Genomic DNA, 17,373 nt, shown 5'->3' on the forward strand with positions numbered 1-17,373 from the left:
ACTCCTGTCAGTCGAGTTTCTTGTTCACGTCCACCAGCAGGGCGGCGATCTCTTTGCGGCGCCCGGCATCGGCACTTTCGCGGCCCGGGCGCGGCGCGGCTTGCTGGGCTTTGAGCAGCGCAGCTTTGGCTTCAGCGTAGCGCTTCTGACGGTAGAGGTGATCGCCCCAGAAGTACAGACTGTCGATGCCGTTGGGGTTGAGTTGCAAGGCTTGCTTGAGCAGTTGCTCGGCCTTGTCGCTGTCGCCGAAACCGATGGGCCAGCCGGGCACGCGGTCATACAGTGCGGCGAGGCTGGTGTAAGCCGAGCCTTGCAGGGCTTTGGGGTCGAGGGTCAGGGATTTCTCCAGGTCAGCCTTGGCGTCCTTGGCTTTGCCCAAGGCACCGAGGCCGCCCTCGGCACCGGCCCAACTGCTGGTGACGATGCCTTTCCAGATCCACGCTTCGGCAACCGCCGGGCGCTGCGTGGTGAACGCGTTGGCCTCGTTGGCCAATTGTTCGAACGCGGCGGCGCGCTGTTTTTCCGCCACTTCATATTGAATGTGCGCCCAGCTCTGCTGGATGCCCTCGAGGCGTTGCTGGTCGGCTGGTTCCAGCGCCCAGACGCTTTGACTGAGGGCGGCGAGCAACAGGCATGCGGATAGTTTTTTCATGGCTTTGGCGACTCGTGGTCAGGTTTTTCACTGAGACGGCGGATCAGCGGCAACTGCTTGCGCAGGCCTCGATCCACCAGATGCGGGAGCAGATTGTTCAGGCGGACGAAGAAGCGTTCCGGCCAGCCCAGGTAAAGGTCGCGGCGATCACCGGCAATCGCATGGGTCACCGCTGAGGCTACGGTTTGCGGATCGTCGACGTTGGCCTTGAGTGCGTCGTTCAGTGCTTGCGCGGCGGCGCTGTTCATCGAGGTGCGCGTGGCGCGCGGCGCGACGTACAGCACGCTGACCCGGGTGTCGGCGAGCTCCCGGCGCAGTGCCTCGGAAAATCCGCGCAAAGCAAACTTGGTCGCGCAATAACTGGCGTAACCCGGGTAGCCGATCGAGCCGTAGGTCGAGCCGACGTTGACCACCATGGCGCTGTCGGCCTGCTTGAGCAGCGGCAACAGCAGTTTGGTCAGGCACATCGGCGCACTGATGTTCACCGCCAGCATCGCGTTGATGTCGCTGTCATCCAGCTGTTCAAGCATGGCGAAGTGATTGACCCCGGCGGCGTTGATCAGCAGGTTGATACCACCAATGGCTTCGGCGGCGACCAGCACTTTACGGCGGTCGCTGAGGAAGGTCAGGTCGGCGCCGACCCAGCACAACGACTCGGGGTAGCGCTTGAGCAGCGGCAGCAGTGCCTCCTGATGCCGCGCCACCGCGAGCACATGGGCACCGGCGGCGCACAAGGTTTCGGCGATGGCCAGGCCGATGCCGCCACTGGCACCGGTCAGCACCACCCGCGCATCACGCAGCTGCATGTTGAGCCTCCGCGTCACGCGGCAAGCCACGGAACATGTCGGTGTACAGGCGATAAACGACTTTCGAGGCATGGATCACGGCGGCTTGATCCTCCGGATCTTCGAGCTGATTCATCAGCCGCCGATAGGTTTGCATGTGCTCGATGTCGAGCGAACCGTGGGAACTCAGGTAACTGAACGCGGTTTCCGGCAACGCCAGGCGCTCGCGAATGCTGCCCGCCGCGTGGGTGGCCAGGGCGATGCTGGTGCCTTCGAGCACATTGACCATGCCGAACAGACCGACCGGATTGCCCCGGGCGATCAGGTCGTAAAGGAAGCTGACCATCAGTTCGATCGACAACGACGGCTGACCGTCGCGCACCGCATCACGATCACCACCACACGCGGCGATGTCATTGAGTACCCAGTGCTCGTGGCCGTATTCGTCTTCGATGTACTCGGCCACCGCTTTGCGCAGCCATTCCAGACGCGTCGGCAGGCGTGCACCGCAAGCCATCATCAGCGGCACGGTGTGGCGCACGTGGTAATACGCCTGCGCCAGAAACGCCCGATAACTGTCGAGGCTGACCTTGCCTTGCAGGGCATCGACGATGATCGGCAGGTTGAACAGTGCGTGGCGTTCCTGTTGCGTGGCTTCTTGCAGGGTGTCAAAAAAACTCATGATGCGGACTCCTCGGAAACAGCGGATTCGGTCAATTGGTTGTGGTACTGCGCGACGATGGCGTCGCGGCGCGGGCGGCCGTTGGCGGTGAGCAAGCCATTGGCGGCAGTGAAGGGGTGCGGCAGGCGCGTCCACTGATGCACTTGGGCGTAATCGGGCAAAGCCTCGTTGGCTTCGGCGACGGCAGCGGCCAGTTCGGCGTCGGTGCAGTCCGGGCGATGCGGCCAGAGCAGGGCGTGGTTGCGCGGTAAGGCCTCGCCGTAAACGAAGGCCTGGGCGATGTGGCGGCGCTGGGTCAGCTCGGACTCAACCCATTCCGGGTTGACGTTGCGCCCGAAACTGGTGACGAACTGGTGCTTCTTGCGGCCCTTGAGATAGAGAAAACCTTCCGGGTCGAACTCGCCCAGATCGCCGCTCGGCCACCACTCATCGGCGTACGGCGCGTCGCCCAGATAACCGAGCAGCGTCGAACCCTTGATCAGCACTTCGCCGTCCTCGGCCAGCCGTACTTCGACATGCGGCAGTGGTCGGCCGACACTGCCCGGGCGGCGTGCCCCGGGCCGATTGAGGCACACCACCGAAGCGCATTCGGACAAGCCGTAGCCTTCGTAAACCGGCAGCCCGACCCGTTGCGCGCGGTGCAGCAGATCCTCCGAGACCCGCGCACCACCGACAGCGGCAAAGCGCAGGGTTTGCGGGTCGAAGGCTTTCTGCTCGGCGGCGCTGACCAGTAACAGCAGCAACTGCGGCACCAGGATCAGACTCTGCGGCGCACGGCTGGCCAGATAACCGAGCAGACGCGGAATCTCGACGCCGCTGGCGCCCTGAATGCCGAGGGTTTTCTGGCCCGGCAAACTCAACATGGCGCCGGCATACAGCGCGGCGTAACAGCCGAGGTTCTCCAGCAGGATCGCCAACGGCAACAGCGCCAGATGATGCTGCGGGCCGGTGGCTTCGCTGGCCTGATCCAGCTCCCGAGCAACGCGCAGCAGGCTGTCGGCGCTCAGGCACACACCTTTCGGCGTGCCGGTGGTGCCGGAAGTGAAGGTGAGTTTCGCAGTGCCGACCGGCATACGACTGGGGCCACTGAACGCGCGGCACCAGAACTCGCCACGTTGTTCATAGCCAGCCGCGAGCAGTTCGGCGCCCAGCTCCGGCTCGGCGATCACCCGCTCGGCCTGGCTCTGTTGCAGACAATGGGCGCGCTGCGCCGCACTGAAAAATGGCGGCAGCGTCACGCAGGTCAGGCCTTCAAACAGCACGGCAAGATCCCAGAGCATCGCGTCGACGCCGTTGTCCAACGCCAGCGCAATCACCTGCGCTTGCTCATCGCGCAAACGCTCCTGGCGATACAACACCTCGGCGTACAGCGTGGCGTAATCGAGTTTCAGCGTGTCGCCCCACAGGGCCGTCGCGTGGTCATTGCGCCGGGCATGGTCGCGCAGGGTTTCCTGGAAGCGTTGCAGTTCAAGCGACATGACAGGCTCCTTCAATCGAAGTCGGCAAACCCAGGCGAGTAAACAGGCCGATATCGCGCAAATGGACGAACCCGGCGCGGATGTTGCCGACGTGCACCCAAGGTTTGCTTTCGTAATAACTGCCCCAGTGTTGACGCTCGTCACCCAATCGTTCCGGATCAGCGGCGCACAATGTCACTGGCTTCAGGCCCAGGCGATGGAAGCTGTTGACCAGGCCGATGTTGCCGGTGAACGTCACCCATTCCAGGCCGCCCATGGCCAGCAGGTAGGTGATGGCGATGATGCTCAGGCGCGCGCTGCCGGTGTCGCTGGCGGCGAGGTTGCCGACTTCGACGATGGCGCTGCGCTCGACCGCACGATCCGCCGCCGCGCTGATTAGCGGCTCGATCGGCTCATCCAGATAGCGCTCAAGGAACAGTGATTCCAGATGCGCGCGACGCACCCCGGCCACGGCGCACAACTCGCCATTGCCGTTGTGCATGCCGAACAGCTCGGGCATGAAGTGGCGGATATCGGCGCCATGGGCTTTGCGAAAGCGTTGCTGGATAAAGCTTTCAAACGTCGCTCGCAGAGTGTCGTCGGGCAGCGCGCCGGTCAGTGTCATCTGCGGTGTTTCGGCTTGACCGAAGCGCAGGGGCAGGGGGATGTTCCAGTCAAATTCGGGCATGGGCAGAACGCCTCCCTCAATAGGTTTGAGCGGAGTATCCAAGCCATTTCTTAACGAAGTCTGAAGGTAAAAAAAGGTTAACCTGAGGGTCTGTCTTCAGACTCTCTTAAGACTGGGCGGGCAGGGTAACGCCGTCGGTTCGCCCAACAACCGGAGCGAGGCGGTCGAACGAATCGGCCGTCACTCACGACAATCACGAGGCGCAGCTTATGACCCGCGACACCGCCGTAACCCGTTATGGAAAACTCTCAATCACCCTGCACTGGCTGATGCTGGCGCTGTTTGTCGGCGTTTACGCATGCGTCGAAATCAAGGGCTACCTGCCCAAGGGCAGCGAAGCACGCGGCTTGCTGATGGGCTTCCACGGCCTGTTCGGCGCGAGCATCTTCGCCCTGGTGTGGATCCGCCTGCTCGGCCGTCTCACGCCACGCCCGCCGATCACCCCCAAACCCCCTGCGTGGCAGACCGGTATCGCGCACCTGACACACCTGGCGCTGTACGGCCTGATGATCGCCACACCGATCCTCGCCTGGCTGATGCTCGCCGCCGCCGACAAACCGTTCCCGTACTTCGGCTTCCACGTCCCGGCACCCGTGGCCATCGACCCGGACTTCGGCAAACAACTGAAGTACTGGCATGAACTGATCGGCAGCACCGGCTACTGGCTGATCGGGCTGCACGCAGCGGCGGGGTTGTTTCACCATTATTGGGTGCGGGATAACACGCTGGTGCGGATGCTGCCGGGCCGCACCGAATAACGCAGATATCACTGTAGGAGTGAGCCTGCTCGCGATTGCGGTAGTCCAGTCAATGTAAGTGTTGACTGAAAAAACGCCATCGCGAGCAGGCTCACTCCCACAGGTTTTTGTGGTGTCTGGCAGAGCGGGGCAGTTGCCGGAACCGCACTTCGCGTCCACTCTATGACCTGCCGACAAGGAGCGTCCGCCGACCCTCCGTCGTGACCACAGGGAGCTTGCAGCATGAGCGAAGACAACAAGGTAAAAGGCCCGGCGTCGTACTTCCCCTCCATCGAGAAAAAATACGGCCAGCCCATCGATCACTGGCTGAGCCTGCTCGCCGGCATCACCGACAAGAAACACATGGAACTGGTGGCGTGGCTCAAGCAGGAACACGGCATCGGCCACGGTCATGCCAACGCCTTGGTTGCGCATCATCTGGCGGGTAAACAGTGAGGGCAGGGCAGCGATGAATTTCTCCCACCGGCCCGTGACGGCCGACGACGTCAACACCCTCTGCAGCTTTCCCCAGGGCGAACAAGAGCTGTTCTTCATGTTCCCGAAAGCCAACTTCCCGCTGACGGAAGAGCAGATGCACAGCGCAATCAGCCAACGCTTCGACTCCACGGCTTTTCTGGCCAACGGCGAGTTTGTTGGCTTCGCCAATTTCTACCGGGCTGAGCACGATGGCATTTGCTGCATTGGCAACGTCATCGTCGCGCCATATGCCCGTGGCCAGGGTGTGGCGCGGTACATTGTCGAGACCATGACCGCGCTGGGTTTCGAAAAATACCAGGCCAAGGAAGTGCAACTGTCTTGCTTCAATGAAAACACCGCAGGCCTGCTGCTTTACCCAAAACTTGGCTTCATGCCGTACTCCATCGAAGAACGCCCGGCGCCGGGTGGCAAACGTTCAGCGCTGATCAACATGACGCGCAGCAGAGGCGCAGCGAATGCCACTCACCTTCCATAAGATGCACGCCAACGGCGATGACTTCGTCGTGATCGACTCACGCAACATCACCAACCCCGTCACCGGTCAGCTCGCCCGAAGTCTGGGAGATCGCCATCGCGGCATCGGTTTCAACCAACTCGCCGTGGTCCTCGATTGCGCAGACGCCGATGCGCGCGTGGAGTTCTGGAACGCCGACGGCTCAGCGCTCGACGTGTGCGGCAGCGCCACCCGTGGCGTGGCGGACAGGTTGATGCGGGAAGCCAGCCGAACATCGATCACCCTGCGCACCAACCGTGGCCTGCTCACCTGCGAACGCACGCCCAGCGGATTGATCGCCGTCGACATGGGCGAACCGTTGTTCGACTGGCAAGACATCCCTCTGGCGCAAGAACACGACACACTATTTCTACCGCTCGCCGGCGCTCCAACCGCGTGCAACATGGGCAATCCGCACTGCACGTATTTCGTCGACGACCTAGGCACCGTCGACATCGCCACCCTCGGCCCGAGCCTCGAAACCCATCCGTTATTTCCGCAAAAAACCAACGTCCACTTCGTGCAGATCATCGACCGCCAACACATCCGCCTGCGCATCTGGGAGCGCAACGGCGCCATCCCGCTCGGCTCCGGCTCATGCTCATGTGGCGCGGCCGTCAACGGCATCCGCCGAGGCCTGCTCGACCACACCGTCAACGTCGAATGCGACGGCGGCCCCGTCACCGTCCACTGGAATGGCTCAGGCTCCGTAACCCTGAGCGGCCCGGTAGAACCCACTTTCTCCGGCACAATCCCCGACACCCAATTCGACCTCAAGTGACCACAATCCCCTGTAGGAGTGAGCCTGCTCGCGATAACGCCAGCCCAGTCACCGCAAATCCCAAACCCACCACAAATCCCCTGTGGGAGCGAGCCTGCTCGCGAAGTCGCCCACCCAGTCACCCCATCAACCACTGACCGAAATAAACAGTAAAAACCACCACTGTTTAAACGAAGCCTCAAGTAACCACCGAAACCCTACAACGCCTTGCGCCGTTACCTACGACTAAGCCAGAATCCGCCGGCTTGTGCGTCTAGGTCGCGGGTTCTATCGTCTGTCGGTCGCTGAAAAACAGCGATCGGGTTTGGTAGCCCGCCATAACTAGTCGCATCGCGAACCGTTTGCAGACCTCATCAGGTCTCTGCTCAATGGTGGCCATGCGCAGGACACCTTCGGGTGTGCCGGGTCCTAGTTACCGGTCTACCAACCCGCGTATGGCCGCCACCTTCGTTTGGTAGCGAATGTGAAGGCTCCTTTTTATTAACTAGGAGTTTCACCATGATCAAACCAACACCCAACCCACCCGAAACCGACCCCACATCCCCCTACGAATCCCCCGATTCCAAGCGATTCCACGAAGCCGCCGAACGCGCCCTCGACCACTACCTCAAACCCGCCAGCCAAATCATGGCCAGCACCCAACAACCCGAACGCATGTACCTCGCCAACCCGAAGTACGACAGCGAATCCCTGCTCGCCAACGCCAGCGAAACCCTCGGCTCCGCCAGCGAAATGCTCCTCAATTTCGCCGCCATGCTCGACACCCCACACCGCAAAACCGCACTGGGCATCGCTCAAGTCGTGATGCTCGGCGAAATCGCCGTCAACCAAGCGCTGGATAACGTCGAAATCGCCAGCTAATCCCCACCCCGGCGAGGGGAAACCCTCGTCGAACCCTGCGGTAACACCCCGGCTGGCAAACGGCCACGGCTTGCGCCCCCCAGCCTCGGCTGTCAACCTTCGGGCCGTTCTCAAGGATCAGAACCAGGAAACATGGATGAGTGGCTACGTACCCAACCCCCCGAAAAACTATCGCTACGAAGAAGCCAAACCCGTCGATATTCACGCCCAGCGTTGGGCGGAATATGAGAAGCACGGGAAAGAACCTGCGCGCGAACCTGAGAAAATCGGGATTGCGTTGAGAATTGGGGTGTTCTTTGATGGCACTGGGAATAATGCGAACAACACGGCGGCGGGGTTGCTGTGTGGGGCGCAGCATCCGATTGCGCCTCAGGATATTCCTGTCAGTTGCATGCCGTACATGAGCGACCCGGACAGCAGTTACGGAGCCGGCCTAACCAATGTTAAAAAACTGCATGATTTATACAAAAAGACTGAGAAAGCTGAGGGCGCAGGCGCCTTTAGATGCATATCGCGTCCTATCTATGTCGACGGTATTGGCACTGTAAACAATGAGAAAGACAGCGCCGTAGGCTCTGGCATGGGCCGGGGTGATACCGGTGTTGCGGGGCGTGTTCAGGCGTCATTCGCACAAATAAAACAAACTATCGAAGAAGCCCTGCTAGATAGTCCTGGCAGTGAAATAGTGTCTCTGACTTTTGATACGTTTGGCTTCAGTCGTGGTGCAGCAGCTGCACGGCACTTCTCAAATGAAATCGTGCGAGGCAAGCAAGGGCCACTAGGAAGCTTTTTGAACAACAGCGCCAAAGATTTCAGCCGCAGTTTTGATAGCCAGTATGGCAACGGCATCAAAATGGGATTTATCGGCCTGTTCGACACGGTGCCATCCATCGCCGGTTTTACCAACCTTGGTCAAGTGACGAGCCCTATCGCTCCCGGTGTGAAGCTTTATCTGGATCGCAGATTCTTCAAAGATGTTGTCCATCTCGTAGCTCGCGATGAGTGCCGCGCCAACTTCGCGCTCAGTCGGGTTAAGCCCGACCATCCGGAATACACCTTTCCCGGCGTCCATTCGGATATCGGAGGAAGCTACCTCGATGAAGTCGAGGAATGCGTGTTGGTCAGTCCCATGCAAGCGCTTGAAGTCTCAGTCCAAACTGACGTTGCAACTACATCGATCTACCGGGATGCTGCACGCCTGAAAAGTCAGTGGGTTGCCAAAGGGTGGCCTGCAAATCTACTGGAAGTTGTCACACCGGCCGCGCTCTTACTCCCTACGGACAATCAGGATCGACTGGCACCCCGAGAGAAGCGTGTGTACGCCGCGCTGCAACTCAAGCGACCAGTGAGCGGCAAGCTCTCGCGCGTCTACTTGAGAGTCATGTATCAACTGGCGAAGGAAAAGGGCGTCCAGTTCATCGATATGCCTGAGAGCGATGAGTACGCTGTGCCAGATGACTTGCAAGCATTGTGTAATCGTTTTGTCGCCGGCGACTACAGCACCACGGCTGAGGAAGAAAAGCTGCTAAAGCTCAAATACATTCACACCTCCGCGAACTGGAATCATCCCCTCGGCAGGAGGGATGCAAGCGGCATAGAAGCCGTTTACATCAACGCGCCGACGGCAGACGCAATTCGCGTACAACACCCACACGTACCTGATTGGAAGCTTTGGTAATGAGAGCGTTGATTGTTCTGCTGGGCGTTTTTCTGTTGGCGGGTTGCCAGACGAGAGCCGCAGAAAGTGGCGAAAGTGACCCTAAGTCCCCGTGGTGGCAACTAGGGTTTGTTGAGCCGGACTACATGAAAATATGGGTAGAGGACAGCTCCGTTCTGGACATTCAAAACAGGATGTTTTTCCAGGCAGGAGGGAGAACCGCTGCCGGAGGTGAACCCGAAGATGGCACAGAGTCCGCCCGTGGTTGGGGCACTGTCAGTGGCTCTGGTATTCCGGTAACTGGTGCCGATCTTCCCAAACTCATCTTCGTTCGTTGGCAGTCCATATCAGAGCAGAAGACCTACAAGGGATTCATCGAAATCCCAGAATCAGCCAGGCAATTGATGGTGGACTCAACGCACCTACGTTGCCCGGAAACTCCAGAAAGAGTGGCGCGATATATGGCCTCTCTTTACGTGGGCCTAGCCCCGGGTGGTGTATTACAAGCGTGGGTCAGAGACTCATGCCACCGCCCGGTCCAAGTCGCTCATGCCCAAGGCGAAGTTGAACCGCTAGGTCCGGAGCAAGGGAAGCACGGTGGGCGCTATGCTTACCCTGTGAGTGAAAAGGCCCAGCGCTATATCGACAAGTACGGTATTCCGTATGGGAGTTGGTAATCATCATCCGATGAAACAACTTACAACGATGCTTTGTGTCCTGTTGATTAGCGGTTGCCAATCAAACGATCTGCTATCAGCCAAAAACGACCCCAAATCTCCTTGGTGGGAGCTAGGCTTCACCGAACCTGACTACATGAAGGTGTGGGTTGAAGACACTTCCGTCGAAGACATCAAAGGAAAGACGTTTCTTCGTACGGGAAAGGGATCCGCATCGGGTGGGCAGCCAGAAGATGGAACAGAGTCGGCGCGAGGCTGGCACGGTGTGGGCAGTTCCGCGAAAGCAGTAGTGGGTGCTGATCTCCCGAAACGGATCTTCGTTCGCTGGCAGTCCATCGTAGAACCTCAGACCTATAGAGCCTGGGTGGATATACCCGAAGAGGCCAGACAACTGATGCTGACATCCGTGAATCAACGCTGCGCGAAAACTCCAGGCCAGACAGCTACCTATATATCTTCGGTCTATCTGGGTTTAGCTCCCGGCGGGGCCATCCAGGTTTGGGTAAGAGACTCATGTCACCATCCAGTGGAAGTGGCGAAAGCGCAGGCCGAAATCGAACCGTTGGGGCCGAGTCAGGGGAAAACCCAAGGGCGTTACGCTTATCCCATCAGTGAAAAGTCCAAGCGCTATATCGATAAGTTCGGCATCCCTTACGGTAGTTGGTAAGCGATAAACCAATGAAGCAATGCATCGTGGCGGTATGTGTGTTGTTCCTGAGCGGTTGCCAGTCTGCCTCTCCTCTATCCGGGAAAACCCGAAGTCCGAATCGTGGGAGCTTGCGTTCACCGAACCTTATTACATGAAGGTTTGGGTTGAGGACAGTGCCGTCGAAGACATAAACGGCAAGCTATTCACGCGCACAGGAGGAGGGACGGCCGCTGGTGGAGAACCAGAAAATGGCAAAGAGCCCGCGCGCGGTTGGCATGCGCTAGGTGCGGCTGCGACACCAGTGATTGGCGCTGGCTTGCCCAAACGCATTTATGTGCGCTGGCAATCCATTGTTGAACCGCAGACCTATCAGGTTTGGTTGGGTGTGCCTGAAGAGGCGAGGCAACTGATGGTGCAATCAGTCAGTCAGCGCTGCCCGGAAACACCGGAGGAACAGGCCAGCTATAGCGCATCTATTTATTTGGGTTTGGCTCCAGGGGGCGTTGTACAGGTTTTTGTTCGGGACGAGTGCCATCGTCCCGTCAAGGTCGCTAGAGCACAGGCAGAAGTTGAACCGCTAGGGCCTAGTCAAGGTAAGAACCATGGGCGCTATGCGTATCCCGTTAGCGAAAAGTCCAAGTGGTATATCGACAAATTCGGCATACCGTACGGGAGTTGGTAGAAGCAGGCAGGAGACACTTCTCCTGTCTGTCTTTTAGTGGCATTGTTTTTAGTAATCATCTTTGACAGCTAGCGCGTCAGTTTTGGTTTCAACGAAGGTCCGCTTTCGGCCAGAAGCGGACGCTGGACACGGTGATGTCGAATAGGCTGTGTCATTGATTTTGCTTTGTAGTCTTGGTCGTTACGGCGTGTCGTCATCCTTGTCGCTTTTCTCACTGAGTGAGGTATCTTTCTCCACGAACACTTCTGACACACCACAGGCCACCGCTCAGATGAAGAACGCAAAAGTTCAGCACTACGTGCCGCAATTTCTCATGCGGAACTTCGGTAACGGGAAGAAAGACCAGGTTTGGGCCTATGACAAGTCCACTAGTCGAAGCTTTCCTTCAAATACAAAGAATCTTGCCAGTGAGGGCCGTTTCTACGACTTTGAGTATCAAGGACAGCCCCTATCGATCGAGCCGTGGCTCTCTGAGTTAGAGGGTCGCACTAAATTAGTGGTCAGCACGATCCTCGATGCTGACTCGCTTTCGTACCTTTCGGATGAGCAAAAGGTCACTTTAGCTTCGTTCCTTGCAGTGCAACTCACCAGAACCAAGACCTTTCGCGAAGAGTGGAGCGCGTTCCCGACGTTGCTGAGGGACCACCTCAAGCATAAAGGCGATCTAATCGTTCCAGGGTCGCAAGCCGAAGAGTTACTTCGCGATATTCCAGACAGCGATTCGAAAGAGCACACAGCGAGGATTGTCTTCAATGCGCCATCGATTTATGCAGCTCACTTCCTAAGTAAGGATTGGGCTCTAGCTGCGACATCGAGACAACATCCCTTCCTTCTAAGCGATAATCCGTTAACGCGTCAGAACATGACTGAGCGGGTTCACCGTGGGAATCTTGGACTGACCAGCCCAGGCATTGAAATCTACCTTCCACTTTCACCCACTCGCGCCCTGGCGATGTGGTGTCCAACCCTGACAGATCTTGTACACCGTAGCGCAGGATCATTGATCGACGGACGAGGAGCAGATGAGGTGGCTGATCCTGAGGGAATCGTTGCCAAGAGCGAAACCCTTTTAAGTGGTAAACCGGTGCAGTATTCAGTTGCCAATGTTGAAAATTTCAACTCACTACAAATTGCATGGAGCGAGCGGTATGTTTTTTCTGCGTCCAACGAATTCAACCTCGCGCAGACAATGCTCGCCGAACACCCGCATCTAAGGCACGGCCCACGCTCGACAGTTGCGTAAAAGGATAGTCATGGTAATGGAAAAGTGCTTTGCGGCTGTGTGTTTCATTCCGCTTGATCCGAACGGATCTAAATTTTTCGGCTTCTCGGAGTTTCTCGCCGGTCTTGCTCTCATGGTTCTCGCTTGGACAATTGGCGACGTTCGTTACCACTTCCGCGTGCAAACAGCGCCGATACCCCTTCAACGCTTGACCTTTTCCGTTGTCGCTATCGTAGGTGTACTCACCTTGTTGACCGACTTATGGCGTGCTCAAGGATGGCTAGTGCCCAAAGGCGGTATGCTAACACCACCCTTATGGCAGGCCTTCCTCGCAGGGATCTTCCTCCTTACGTTCCTAACTTGGACATGGTTCGCTTTTATCAGACGGCCGACTTTCGGTAAGCGCAATGCCAAGCGCTACGCGGAAACTTTGTACCGCCGCATTCTTAAAGGCGACTCAAAAGAGCTGAGTGTAATCGCTGACGAACTGACGTACTCGGCTAAGGCGCTAGTGCACTATGCGACGGAGCGAAGAGTACTTCGAAATAGTCGTCGCATACAGAATGACGACGGACAACCGGACTTGCCGGTCGTGGAGGCCTATGCGAACGATATTCTACTTCTTATCGCCGACAAGCGCCTCTGTCGTGTAATCGTTGAGTCGTCATCGGGTACCGCCTTGGCGTTCTTTAATGAAATGGGCCAGACGAAAAAATACGACATCCAAGTCGAAATTTTCGCTAAAAATATCGTGAGAGAAGCTCTGTTGAATACAAATTCGTTTCTCTATCACGAAGCAATGGGATATGAGTCAGGATTGATTGGCTACCATAAACCACTAAGCCATGCAATGTTCGGAAACCACATGATGGTCGATACCATACGGACGCTGCTTGATCCTGATAGTGTCGGAAGATTTAAATGGACCGCCGTACAGTGGCAGGCCTACTGCAGACTGGTTTTGATCACTCTGCGCGACCAGGTGGATAACCCACACTGGAATCACTCTACTGCGCTGTATCGCGCCAAGGACTACATTGAGAATGCCGTTTCCGGCTTGTATAAGCTTAATACGGTAGCCAATACCTGGGAAAGCGATGCCGCTCAGTGCCTCAAGGTAGTCATGGATTTCATTAGAGATGCGGTAAAAATTCTCGATAAAAAAGGACAACCCAACCATGTCCGTCTTCGCGTGAGAGCGGAGTACGGCCACCCACGTGAGTCGCTCTACGATGACATAGCCAGCATGATTTTCGAGGTCATCTTTCATGCTTCGTCCGTAGTTTCGCCGCAGTGGGAATGCTGGTCTATCCAGCACAACTCGATTTGGGGCCCGATTTCCCGCGAGCTCAATGGACCCGGAGGCCGGGTGATAAAATTCAAGCTGCGCCGGCTTTTGTATGACGAAATAATCGGAATGAATAGCTTCCCGAATTTTAAAGGGGCAAAAATTCTCGGGTTCTGCCTGAATGTTATGGGACTGAAAATGCGGGACGGAGATTACGACAAAGAAAATCGGCCGTTGCACAAGTCGATTCTTGGATGGACGAAGGCTCATTATGTCTCGTTGCACATTAATACCCCCCGCGTCGCTGAAGCTTGCCTTGTAGACGGCATCAGTTATGATGTTGAGAACCTTCAACTGGTTAAGACATATGCAGCGGACGGGCTTCGAGGCGAGGCGAGTTATGTGCGACTGAAACTCGAACCCGCTAATCCAACACGGGAATGAACGAATTTCCCATAGTTTGATGAGAGCTATTGATCGGCTGCTTCTGGCCGATTTCTGTCTATCACGACAGGCGGGAGTCGGCCAAGAGCGGAAAGTGCCCAGAGGATCGGCCCTCTTTCTTTATATTCCATTAGTTATAGTTTTTTGATTTAGATGCCAACGAAGCCACCAGTAGGCCTACTGATATTAAACCAAAAAATGACATGGCTGCCCCGATCATATTAAGTGCTTCACTGGCCTGATTTATTTCCACTATCGAGATATTAGTATAAGACTGGAAGGAAAATGTAATCGATCTTAACGCATCGCTATAGGTGCTAGAGTCTTGCTTGAAGTAACCGAGTGACGAAGTTATAGAAATAATAGCTATTGAAAATAGTATTATATTGAAAGGTCTCTCCCCATACCCCCAATATAATTCTTGTAGAGACATCCATAAGTAACCAATCAGCGCATATAATCTGCGTCCTATTCCTGTGGCAGACTTAGGACTTGAGAAGGTTTTCCACCTGTGTTTCCGGTCTGATTTCTTCTCTGTCAAAAAATGCTTTCCAGCCAAATCAGGATACCCTAAATGTGAAAAAATCATTTTTGCAGACTTGTGGAGGTTTTTCTTTTCATTGGGTGAGGAATTGAATATATCAGAATATTCTAAGCGACAATCTAAAAGCTCGGTAGCAGACAGCTTCAGATCAAGTCGCCGCGACCTTATCGAAGACCTGTCAAGCTTTGAGTTGCTCAGTTCTATCTTGTGATCGCCATGCTCAAACTGACAGGAAGATAAATCGCCATTTTTTACGGTCATTTCAACTGAACATTGATGAAACGTTATCGCGTGAATAGAACCAACAACTTTGAAGTTTCTCAATGTGGAAAATGCGATGATTTGAAAGCTGGTGATGATTGGAGAGATAAGAGTCAGGTTGTCAATATTTGTAAATTCGAGATTTTTTTCCCCCACTACACCGTCTGCTATTTTTACTCCGCCTCCACCAAGCTTGAGCAGTTCGAGCCTCGGTGCAGCTTTTACAAAAGGCATTGATTTCAATGAGTCCACGGTAAAGCTTGGCATGAATAATGGTATGTTTAGTTGTATATTTGAATTGCTGTTCAAATAGTCTGAGGATTTTGATGTTCTTCCTGAAGGCGTTAAGAACAGAGCGATACCCCTGATGTCTTTTAGCTTGTTAGGAAAAGCCCATTCCATTCTAGAATAGGCCCAATCAATATAGCTTACAAATAAAACCTGTCTCAAAATCTTAAAGCGAGCTGTTTTTCCAGAATCGCTTTTCCCAAAAAACGCATATCTGACAACTTCATTGGCGGGGAATTCTTTAAAAATTGAGACTCCCACGTCGTGTTCGATATAAGTTGCATTTTCTCCATAGGATTTTATGAATCTGGATGGGCCGTGAAACAGCAAATCTGCTTCAGTCAATCCAACCTGTTCAGACAGCCATAAGGAAAAATAAGGTAAACTATCAAACAAGAATGCGACAATCCTAGGGAAGTCATGTTGTCGCCTCCAATTATTAAAGTCTTCATCCTTCCAGAACAACCAGTCACTTGGCGCAAGCTCAATATTTTCTTTGTACTGCTTACTACTTGCTAACATATTATCTTTCCTTATGGAGCAAAGAAGACACGCTCTTGCATTAATTTAAGTCAATAAACTTTTAATCAGAAATTGTAGGATGTCTACATACTATATCAATGCCATCGTTTTGGCATGACAGCCTCGCTCATAACCTTGTCTATTTTCTCCTGCCTTCTCACTGAGATCAGCAAGGATCGTTGACTGGCCGGGCACGTTGCACTTCATTGGTAAGCGATAGCTTCACTAGCCCCCCAGTCGCCAACCGTGGTTGATTCGCGACAAATCGGCGGATTTGCTTAAGAAAAAAAGGGGAAATATTTATTATGCAGACTGTCCGCTTTTGGCCGAAAGCAGCCCCATCCGTAACTCCCAATCAATCCGAGTACTGCCAGGTCAACGAATCCAAACACGACCTCATCCCGCAACAATGTCAAACGCAACACTACCCAAAACCTCCCCATTAACCATAACCCGCACCCCATGCCGCCCCACAAAATGCTTCCGTGTCGTAAAATCCTTAATCACCTGCCGCCTCCCCACAACCAAACTCTCAAACCCCACCAACACAACCGTCTTCAACTTAAAAACCTTCCCCGAAACCCCGCCATTCGCCTTCACATAGTCAATCGCATAATCAATCACCAACCGCTGCTCATGCGCCACCGTCGACTTCACCACAAACGACAACGTAATCGCTTCCCCCAACCTCACCACCGCCGGCTCAACCCGCACATCCAGCAACTCAACCTCAGCCTTCGCCCCGGCGCCAATTACCGTTAACGCCCGCAAATCCCCCTGCTTAATCAAACTCCGCAACGCATGCTTCGCAATCCACGCCGTGTGCTTGTTCTCCAACGACCAACCTTCAATCGTGTCCAACACCCACTCCGGATGCACCTTCGTCACATCATTCAAATGATTCGCCACGGACTTGCGCACGTACAAACTCTCATCCGCTTTCAACCGATCCAGTATCCCGGCGGCTAACTGCGGATCCGCCTGCACCGCGTCCAACCGAAACGACCAAGGCAGGCGAGGGCGGCTGCCTTCGCTGGCGAGGCGTCGAACGTGGTGATTTTCATCTCGGGTCCAGTCGTGCATCCGTTCCAGCGAGCGCTCCAGGTCGCTGCGCAGAAAGTGGCGGATGGCGAATTCGGAGGAGCCGAAGGTGGTGAAGTACTTCAGGGCGTCCATGGAGGTGTCGAACGCATGCCCGCCATAGCTCGCGACGTAATGCGGCAAACACATGCTGACGAATCCGCTGTTCAGCCTTGGCGCGAGTTCGAAAAGCACTTCTAGGGAATCTTGGTAGTCCAGCGGCAACACGGCGTGCAGGCTTTCGCTGACACGCGCCATGCGTTGCATCACTGATAATTCAGCGAGTCCGGCCTGGGCGTGTTTGAGAAACGCCTTGGCCTTGAACGCCGGGTACACGGCGCTCATTTCGCGGGCGATGTGCTGCAAGCGCTCGGCGTTGAAGATTTCCTTTAACGCCGGGGCGGCGGTGTCGGTGGTGCTCATGG

Annotated in this window: 17 protein-coding genes and 1 pseudogene; 11 read left to right on the forward strand and 7 right to left on the reverse strand. The window is 55.7% G+C overall.

The window, feature by feature from the left end; genetic code table 11:
- Positions 1-7 precede the first annotated feature (7 nt).
- From ACM6IN_RS01755 to ACM6IN_RS01775, 5 genes are read right to left on the reverse strand one after another with little or no spacing between them, the layout of a single operon-like run.
- Positions 8-652: a tetratricopeptide repeat protein gene (locus tag ACM6IN_RS01755; RefSeq protein WP_007910686.1), complete on the reverse strand. Its 645-nt coding sequence runs from the start codon at positions 650-652 to the stop codon at positions 8-10.
- On the reverse strand, positions 649-1,458 hold the full coding sequence (locus ACM6IN_RS01760; RefSeq protein WP_414915286.1) for an SDR family oxidoreductase: 810 nt from the start codon (positions 1,456-1,458) through the stop codon (positions 649-651). The genes ACM6IN_RS01755 and ACM6IN_RS01760 overlap by 4 nt, the downstream gene beginning before the upstream one ends.
- On the reverse strand, positions 1,445-2,119 hold the full coding sequence (locus ACM6IN_RS01765) for a TenA family transcriptional regulator (RefSeq protein ID WP_150730013.1): 675 nt from the start codon (positions 2,117-2,119) through the stop codon (positions 1,445-1,447). Before ACM6IN_RS01765 ends, ACM6IN_RS01760 begins: the two co-directional genes overlap by 14 nt.
- Positions 2,116-3,597: an AMP-binding protein gene (locus ACM6IN_RS01770; RefSeq protein WP_414915287.1), complete on the reverse strand. Its 1,482-nt coding sequence runs from the start codon at positions 3,595-3,597 to the stop codon at positions 2,116-2,118. The genes ACM6IN_RS01765 and ACM6IN_RS01770 overlap by 4 nt, the downstream gene beginning before the upstream one ends.
- On the reverse strand, positions 3,587-4,264 hold the full coding sequence (locus tag ACM6IN_RS01775) for a thermostable hemolysin (protein ID WP_414915288.1): 678 nt from the start codon (positions 4,262-4,264) through the stop codon (positions 3,587-3,589). The genes ACM6IN_RS01770 and ACM6IN_RS01775 overlap by 11 nt, the downstream gene beginning before the upstream one ends.
- A 209-nt stretch (positions 4,265-4,473) precedes the next feature.
- Between ACM6IN_RS01775 and ACM6IN_RS01780 the strand changes: the two genes are divergently transcribed.
- The 11 genes and pseudogenes from ACM6IN_RS01780 to ACM6IN_RS01830 all read left to right on the forward strand — a co-directional run bounded on the left by ACM6IN_RS01780 (position 4,474) and on the right by ACM6IN_RS01830 (position 14,253).
- Complete coding sequence (locus ACM6IN_RS01780) at positions 4,474-5,022, forward strand: cytochrome b (protein ID WP_414915289.1); 549 nt, start codon at positions 4,474-4,476, stop codon at positions 5,020-5,022.
- Positions 5,023-5,244: 222 nt separating this feature from the next.
- Complete coding sequence (locus tag ACM6IN_RS01785; protein ID WP_414915290.1) at positions 5,245-5,457, forward strand: DUF4287 domain-containing protein; 213 nt, start codon at positions 5,245-5,247, stop codon at positions 5,455-5,457.
- Positions 5,458-5,470: 13 nt separating this feature from the next.
- Positions 5,471-5,974, forward strand: a complete 504-nt coding sequence (locus ACM6IN_RS01790) for a GNAT family N-acetyltransferase (RefSeq protein WP_414915291.1) — start codon at positions 5,471-5,473, stop codon at positions 5,972-5,974.
- Positions 5,955-6,773 (forward strand): diaminopimelate epimerase, encoded by an 819-nt coding sequence (gene dapF / locus ACM6IN_RS01795; protein ID WP_414915292.1) that lies wholly within the window; start codon positions 5,955-5,957, stop codon positions 6,771-6,773. The genes ACM6IN_RS01790 and dapF overlap by 20 nt, the downstream gene beginning before the upstream one ends.
- Positions 6,774-7,271: 498 nt before the next feature.
- The gene (locus ACM6IN_RS01800) at positions 7,272-7,634 is read left to right on the forward strand and encodes a DUF6124 family protein (protein WP_099758690.1); all 363 of its coding nucleotides are present in this window, start codon (positions 7,272-7,274) and stop codon (positions 7,632-7,634) included.
- A gap of 136 nt (positions 7,635-7,770) precedes the next feature.
- Entirely contained in the window at positions 7,771-9,312 is a 1,542-nt protein-coding gene (locus ACM6IN_RS01805) for a phospholipase effector Tle1 domain-containing protein (RefSeq protein ID WP_414915293.1), read from the forward strand.
- Positions 9,312-9,968 carry a DUF2931 family protein gene (locus ACM6IN_RS01810; protein ID WP_414915294.1) on the forward strand — a complete coding sequence of 219 codons (657 nt, stop codon included), beginning with the start codon at positions 9,312-9,314 and terminating at the stop codon, positions 9,966-9,968. The genes ACM6IN_RS01805 and ACM6IN_RS01810 overlap by 1 nt, the downstream gene beginning before the upstream one ends.
- A gap of 10 nt (positions 9,969-9,978) precedes the next feature.
- Complete coding sequence (locus tag ACM6IN_RS01815; RefSeq protein WP_414915335.1) at positions 9,979-10,635, forward strand: DUF2931 family protein; 657 nt, start codon at positions 9,979-9,981, stop codon at positions 10,633-10,635.
- An 11-nt stretch (positions 10,636-10,646) separates the two neighbouring features.
- Positions 10,647-11,299, forward strand: a pseudogene (locus tag ACM6IN_RS01820) (DUF2931 family protein).
- A gap of 271 nt (positions 11,300-11,570) precedes the next feature.
- Positions 11,571-12,542 (forward strand): DUF4238 domain-containing protein, encoded by a 972-nt coding sequence (locus ACM6IN_RS01825; protein ID WP_414915295.1) that lies wholly within the window; start codon positions 11,571-11,573, stop codon positions 12,540-12,542.
- A 16-nt stretch (positions 12,543-12,558) separates the two neighbouring features.
- Positions 12,559-14,253, forward strand: coding sequence for a hypothetical protein (locus ACM6IN_RS01830; RefSeq protein WP_414915296.1), 1,695 nt, complete (start codon positions 12,559-12,561; stop codon positions 14,251-14,253).
- A 130-nt stretch (positions 14,254-14,383) separates the two neighbouring features.
- Here the strand turns inward: ACM6IN_RS01830 and ACM6IN_RS01835 are convergent, their stop codons facing one another.
- Positions 14,384-15,868, reverse strand: coding sequence for a hypothetical protein (locus ACM6IN_RS01835; RefSeq protein ID WP_414915297.1), 1,485 nt, complete (start codon positions 15,866-15,868; stop codon positions 14,384-14,386).
- Positions 15,869-16,264: 396 nt separating this feature from the next.
- Complete coding sequence (locus ACM6IN_RS01840; RefSeq protein WP_414915298.1) at positions 16,265-17,371, reverse strand: DNA alkylation repair protein; 1,107 nt, start codon at positions 17,369-17,371, stop codon at positions 16,265-16,267.
- Between the last annotated feature and the right edge of the window lie 2 nt (positions 17,372-17,373).

It is taken from the genome of Pseudomonas sp. IT-P395, from assembly GCF_949767675.1.
Lineage (GTDB): Bacteria > Pseudomonadota > Gammaproteobacteria > Pseudomonadales > Pseudomonadaceae > Aquipseudomonas.

Excerpts from the sequence above, each read along its gene's own strand:
- ACM6IN_RS01815 (WP_414915335.1), top strand. The coding sequence starts at position 9,979 with ATGAAACAACTTACAACGATGCTTTGTGTCCTGTTGATTAGCGGTTGC.
- ACM6IN_RS01825 (WP_414915295.1), top strand. The coding sequence starts at position 11,571 with ATGAAGAACGCAAAAGTTCAGCACTACGTGCCGCAATTTCTCATGCGG.
- ACM6IN_RS01810 (WP_414915294.1), top strand. The coding sequence starts at position 9,312 with ATGAGAGCGTTGATTGTTCTGCTGGGCGTTTTTCTGTTGGCGGGTTGC.
- ACM6IN_RS01805 (WP_414915293.1), top strand. The coding sequence starts at position 7,771 with ATGAGTGGCTACGTACCCAACCCCCCGAAAAACTATCGCTACGAAGAA.
- ACM6IN_RS01800 (WP_099758690.1), top strand. The coding sequence starts at position 7,272 with ATGATCAAACCAACACCCAACCCACCCGAAACCGACCCCACATCCCCC.
- ACM6IN_RS01770 (WP_414915287.1), bottom strand. The coding sequence starts at position 3,597 with ATGTCGCTTGAACTGCAACGCTTCCAGGAAACCCTGCGCGACCATGCC.
- ACM6IN_RS01755 (WP_007910686.1), bottom strand. The coding sequence starts at position 652 with ATGAAAAAACTATCCGCATGCCTGTTGCTCGCCGCCCTCAGTCAAAGC.
- ACM6IN_RS01780 (WP_414915289.1), top strand. The coding sequence starts at position 4,474 with ATGACCCGCGACACCGCCGTAACCCGTTATGGAAAACTCTCAATCACC.
- ACM6IN_RS01785 (WP_414915290.1), top strand. The coding sequence starts at position 5,245 with ATGAGCGAAGACAACAAGGTAAAAGGCCCGGCGTCGTACTTCCCCTCC.
- dapF (WP_414915292.1), top strand. The coding sequence starts at position 5,955 with ATGCCACTCACCTTCCATAAGATGCACGCCAACGGCGATGACTTCGTC.
- ACM6IN_RS01790 (WP_414915291.1), top strand. The coding sequence starts at position 5,471 with ATGAATTTCTCCCACCGGCCCGTGACGGCCGACGACGTCAACACCCTC.
- ACM6IN_RS01760 (WP_414915286.1), bottom strand. The coding sequence starts at position 1,458 with ATGCAGCTGCGTGATGCGCGGGTGGTGCTGACCGGTGCCAGTGGCGGC.
- ACM6IN_RS01830 (WP_414915296.1), top strand. The coding sequence starts at position 12,559 with ATGGAAAAGTGCTTTGCGGCTGTGTGTTTCATTCCGCTTGATCCGAAC.
- ACM6IN_RS01775 (WP_414915288.1), bottom strand. The coding sequence starts at position 4,264 with ATGCCCGAATTTGACTGGAACATCCCCCTGCCCCTGCGCTTCGGTCAA.
- ACM6IN_RS01835 (WP_414915297.1), bottom strand. The coding sequence starts at position 15,868 with ATGTTAGCAAGTAGTAAGCAGTACAAAGAAAATATTGAGCTTGCGCCA.
- ACM6IN_RS01840 (WP_414915298.1), bottom strand. The coding sequence starts at position 17,371 with ATGAGCACCACCGACACCGCCGCCCCGGCGTTAAAGGAAATCTTCAAC.
- ACM6IN_RS01765 (WP_150730013.1), bottom strand. The coding sequence starts at position 2,119 with ATGAGTTTTTTTGACACCCTGCAAGAAGCCACGCAACAGGAACGCCAC.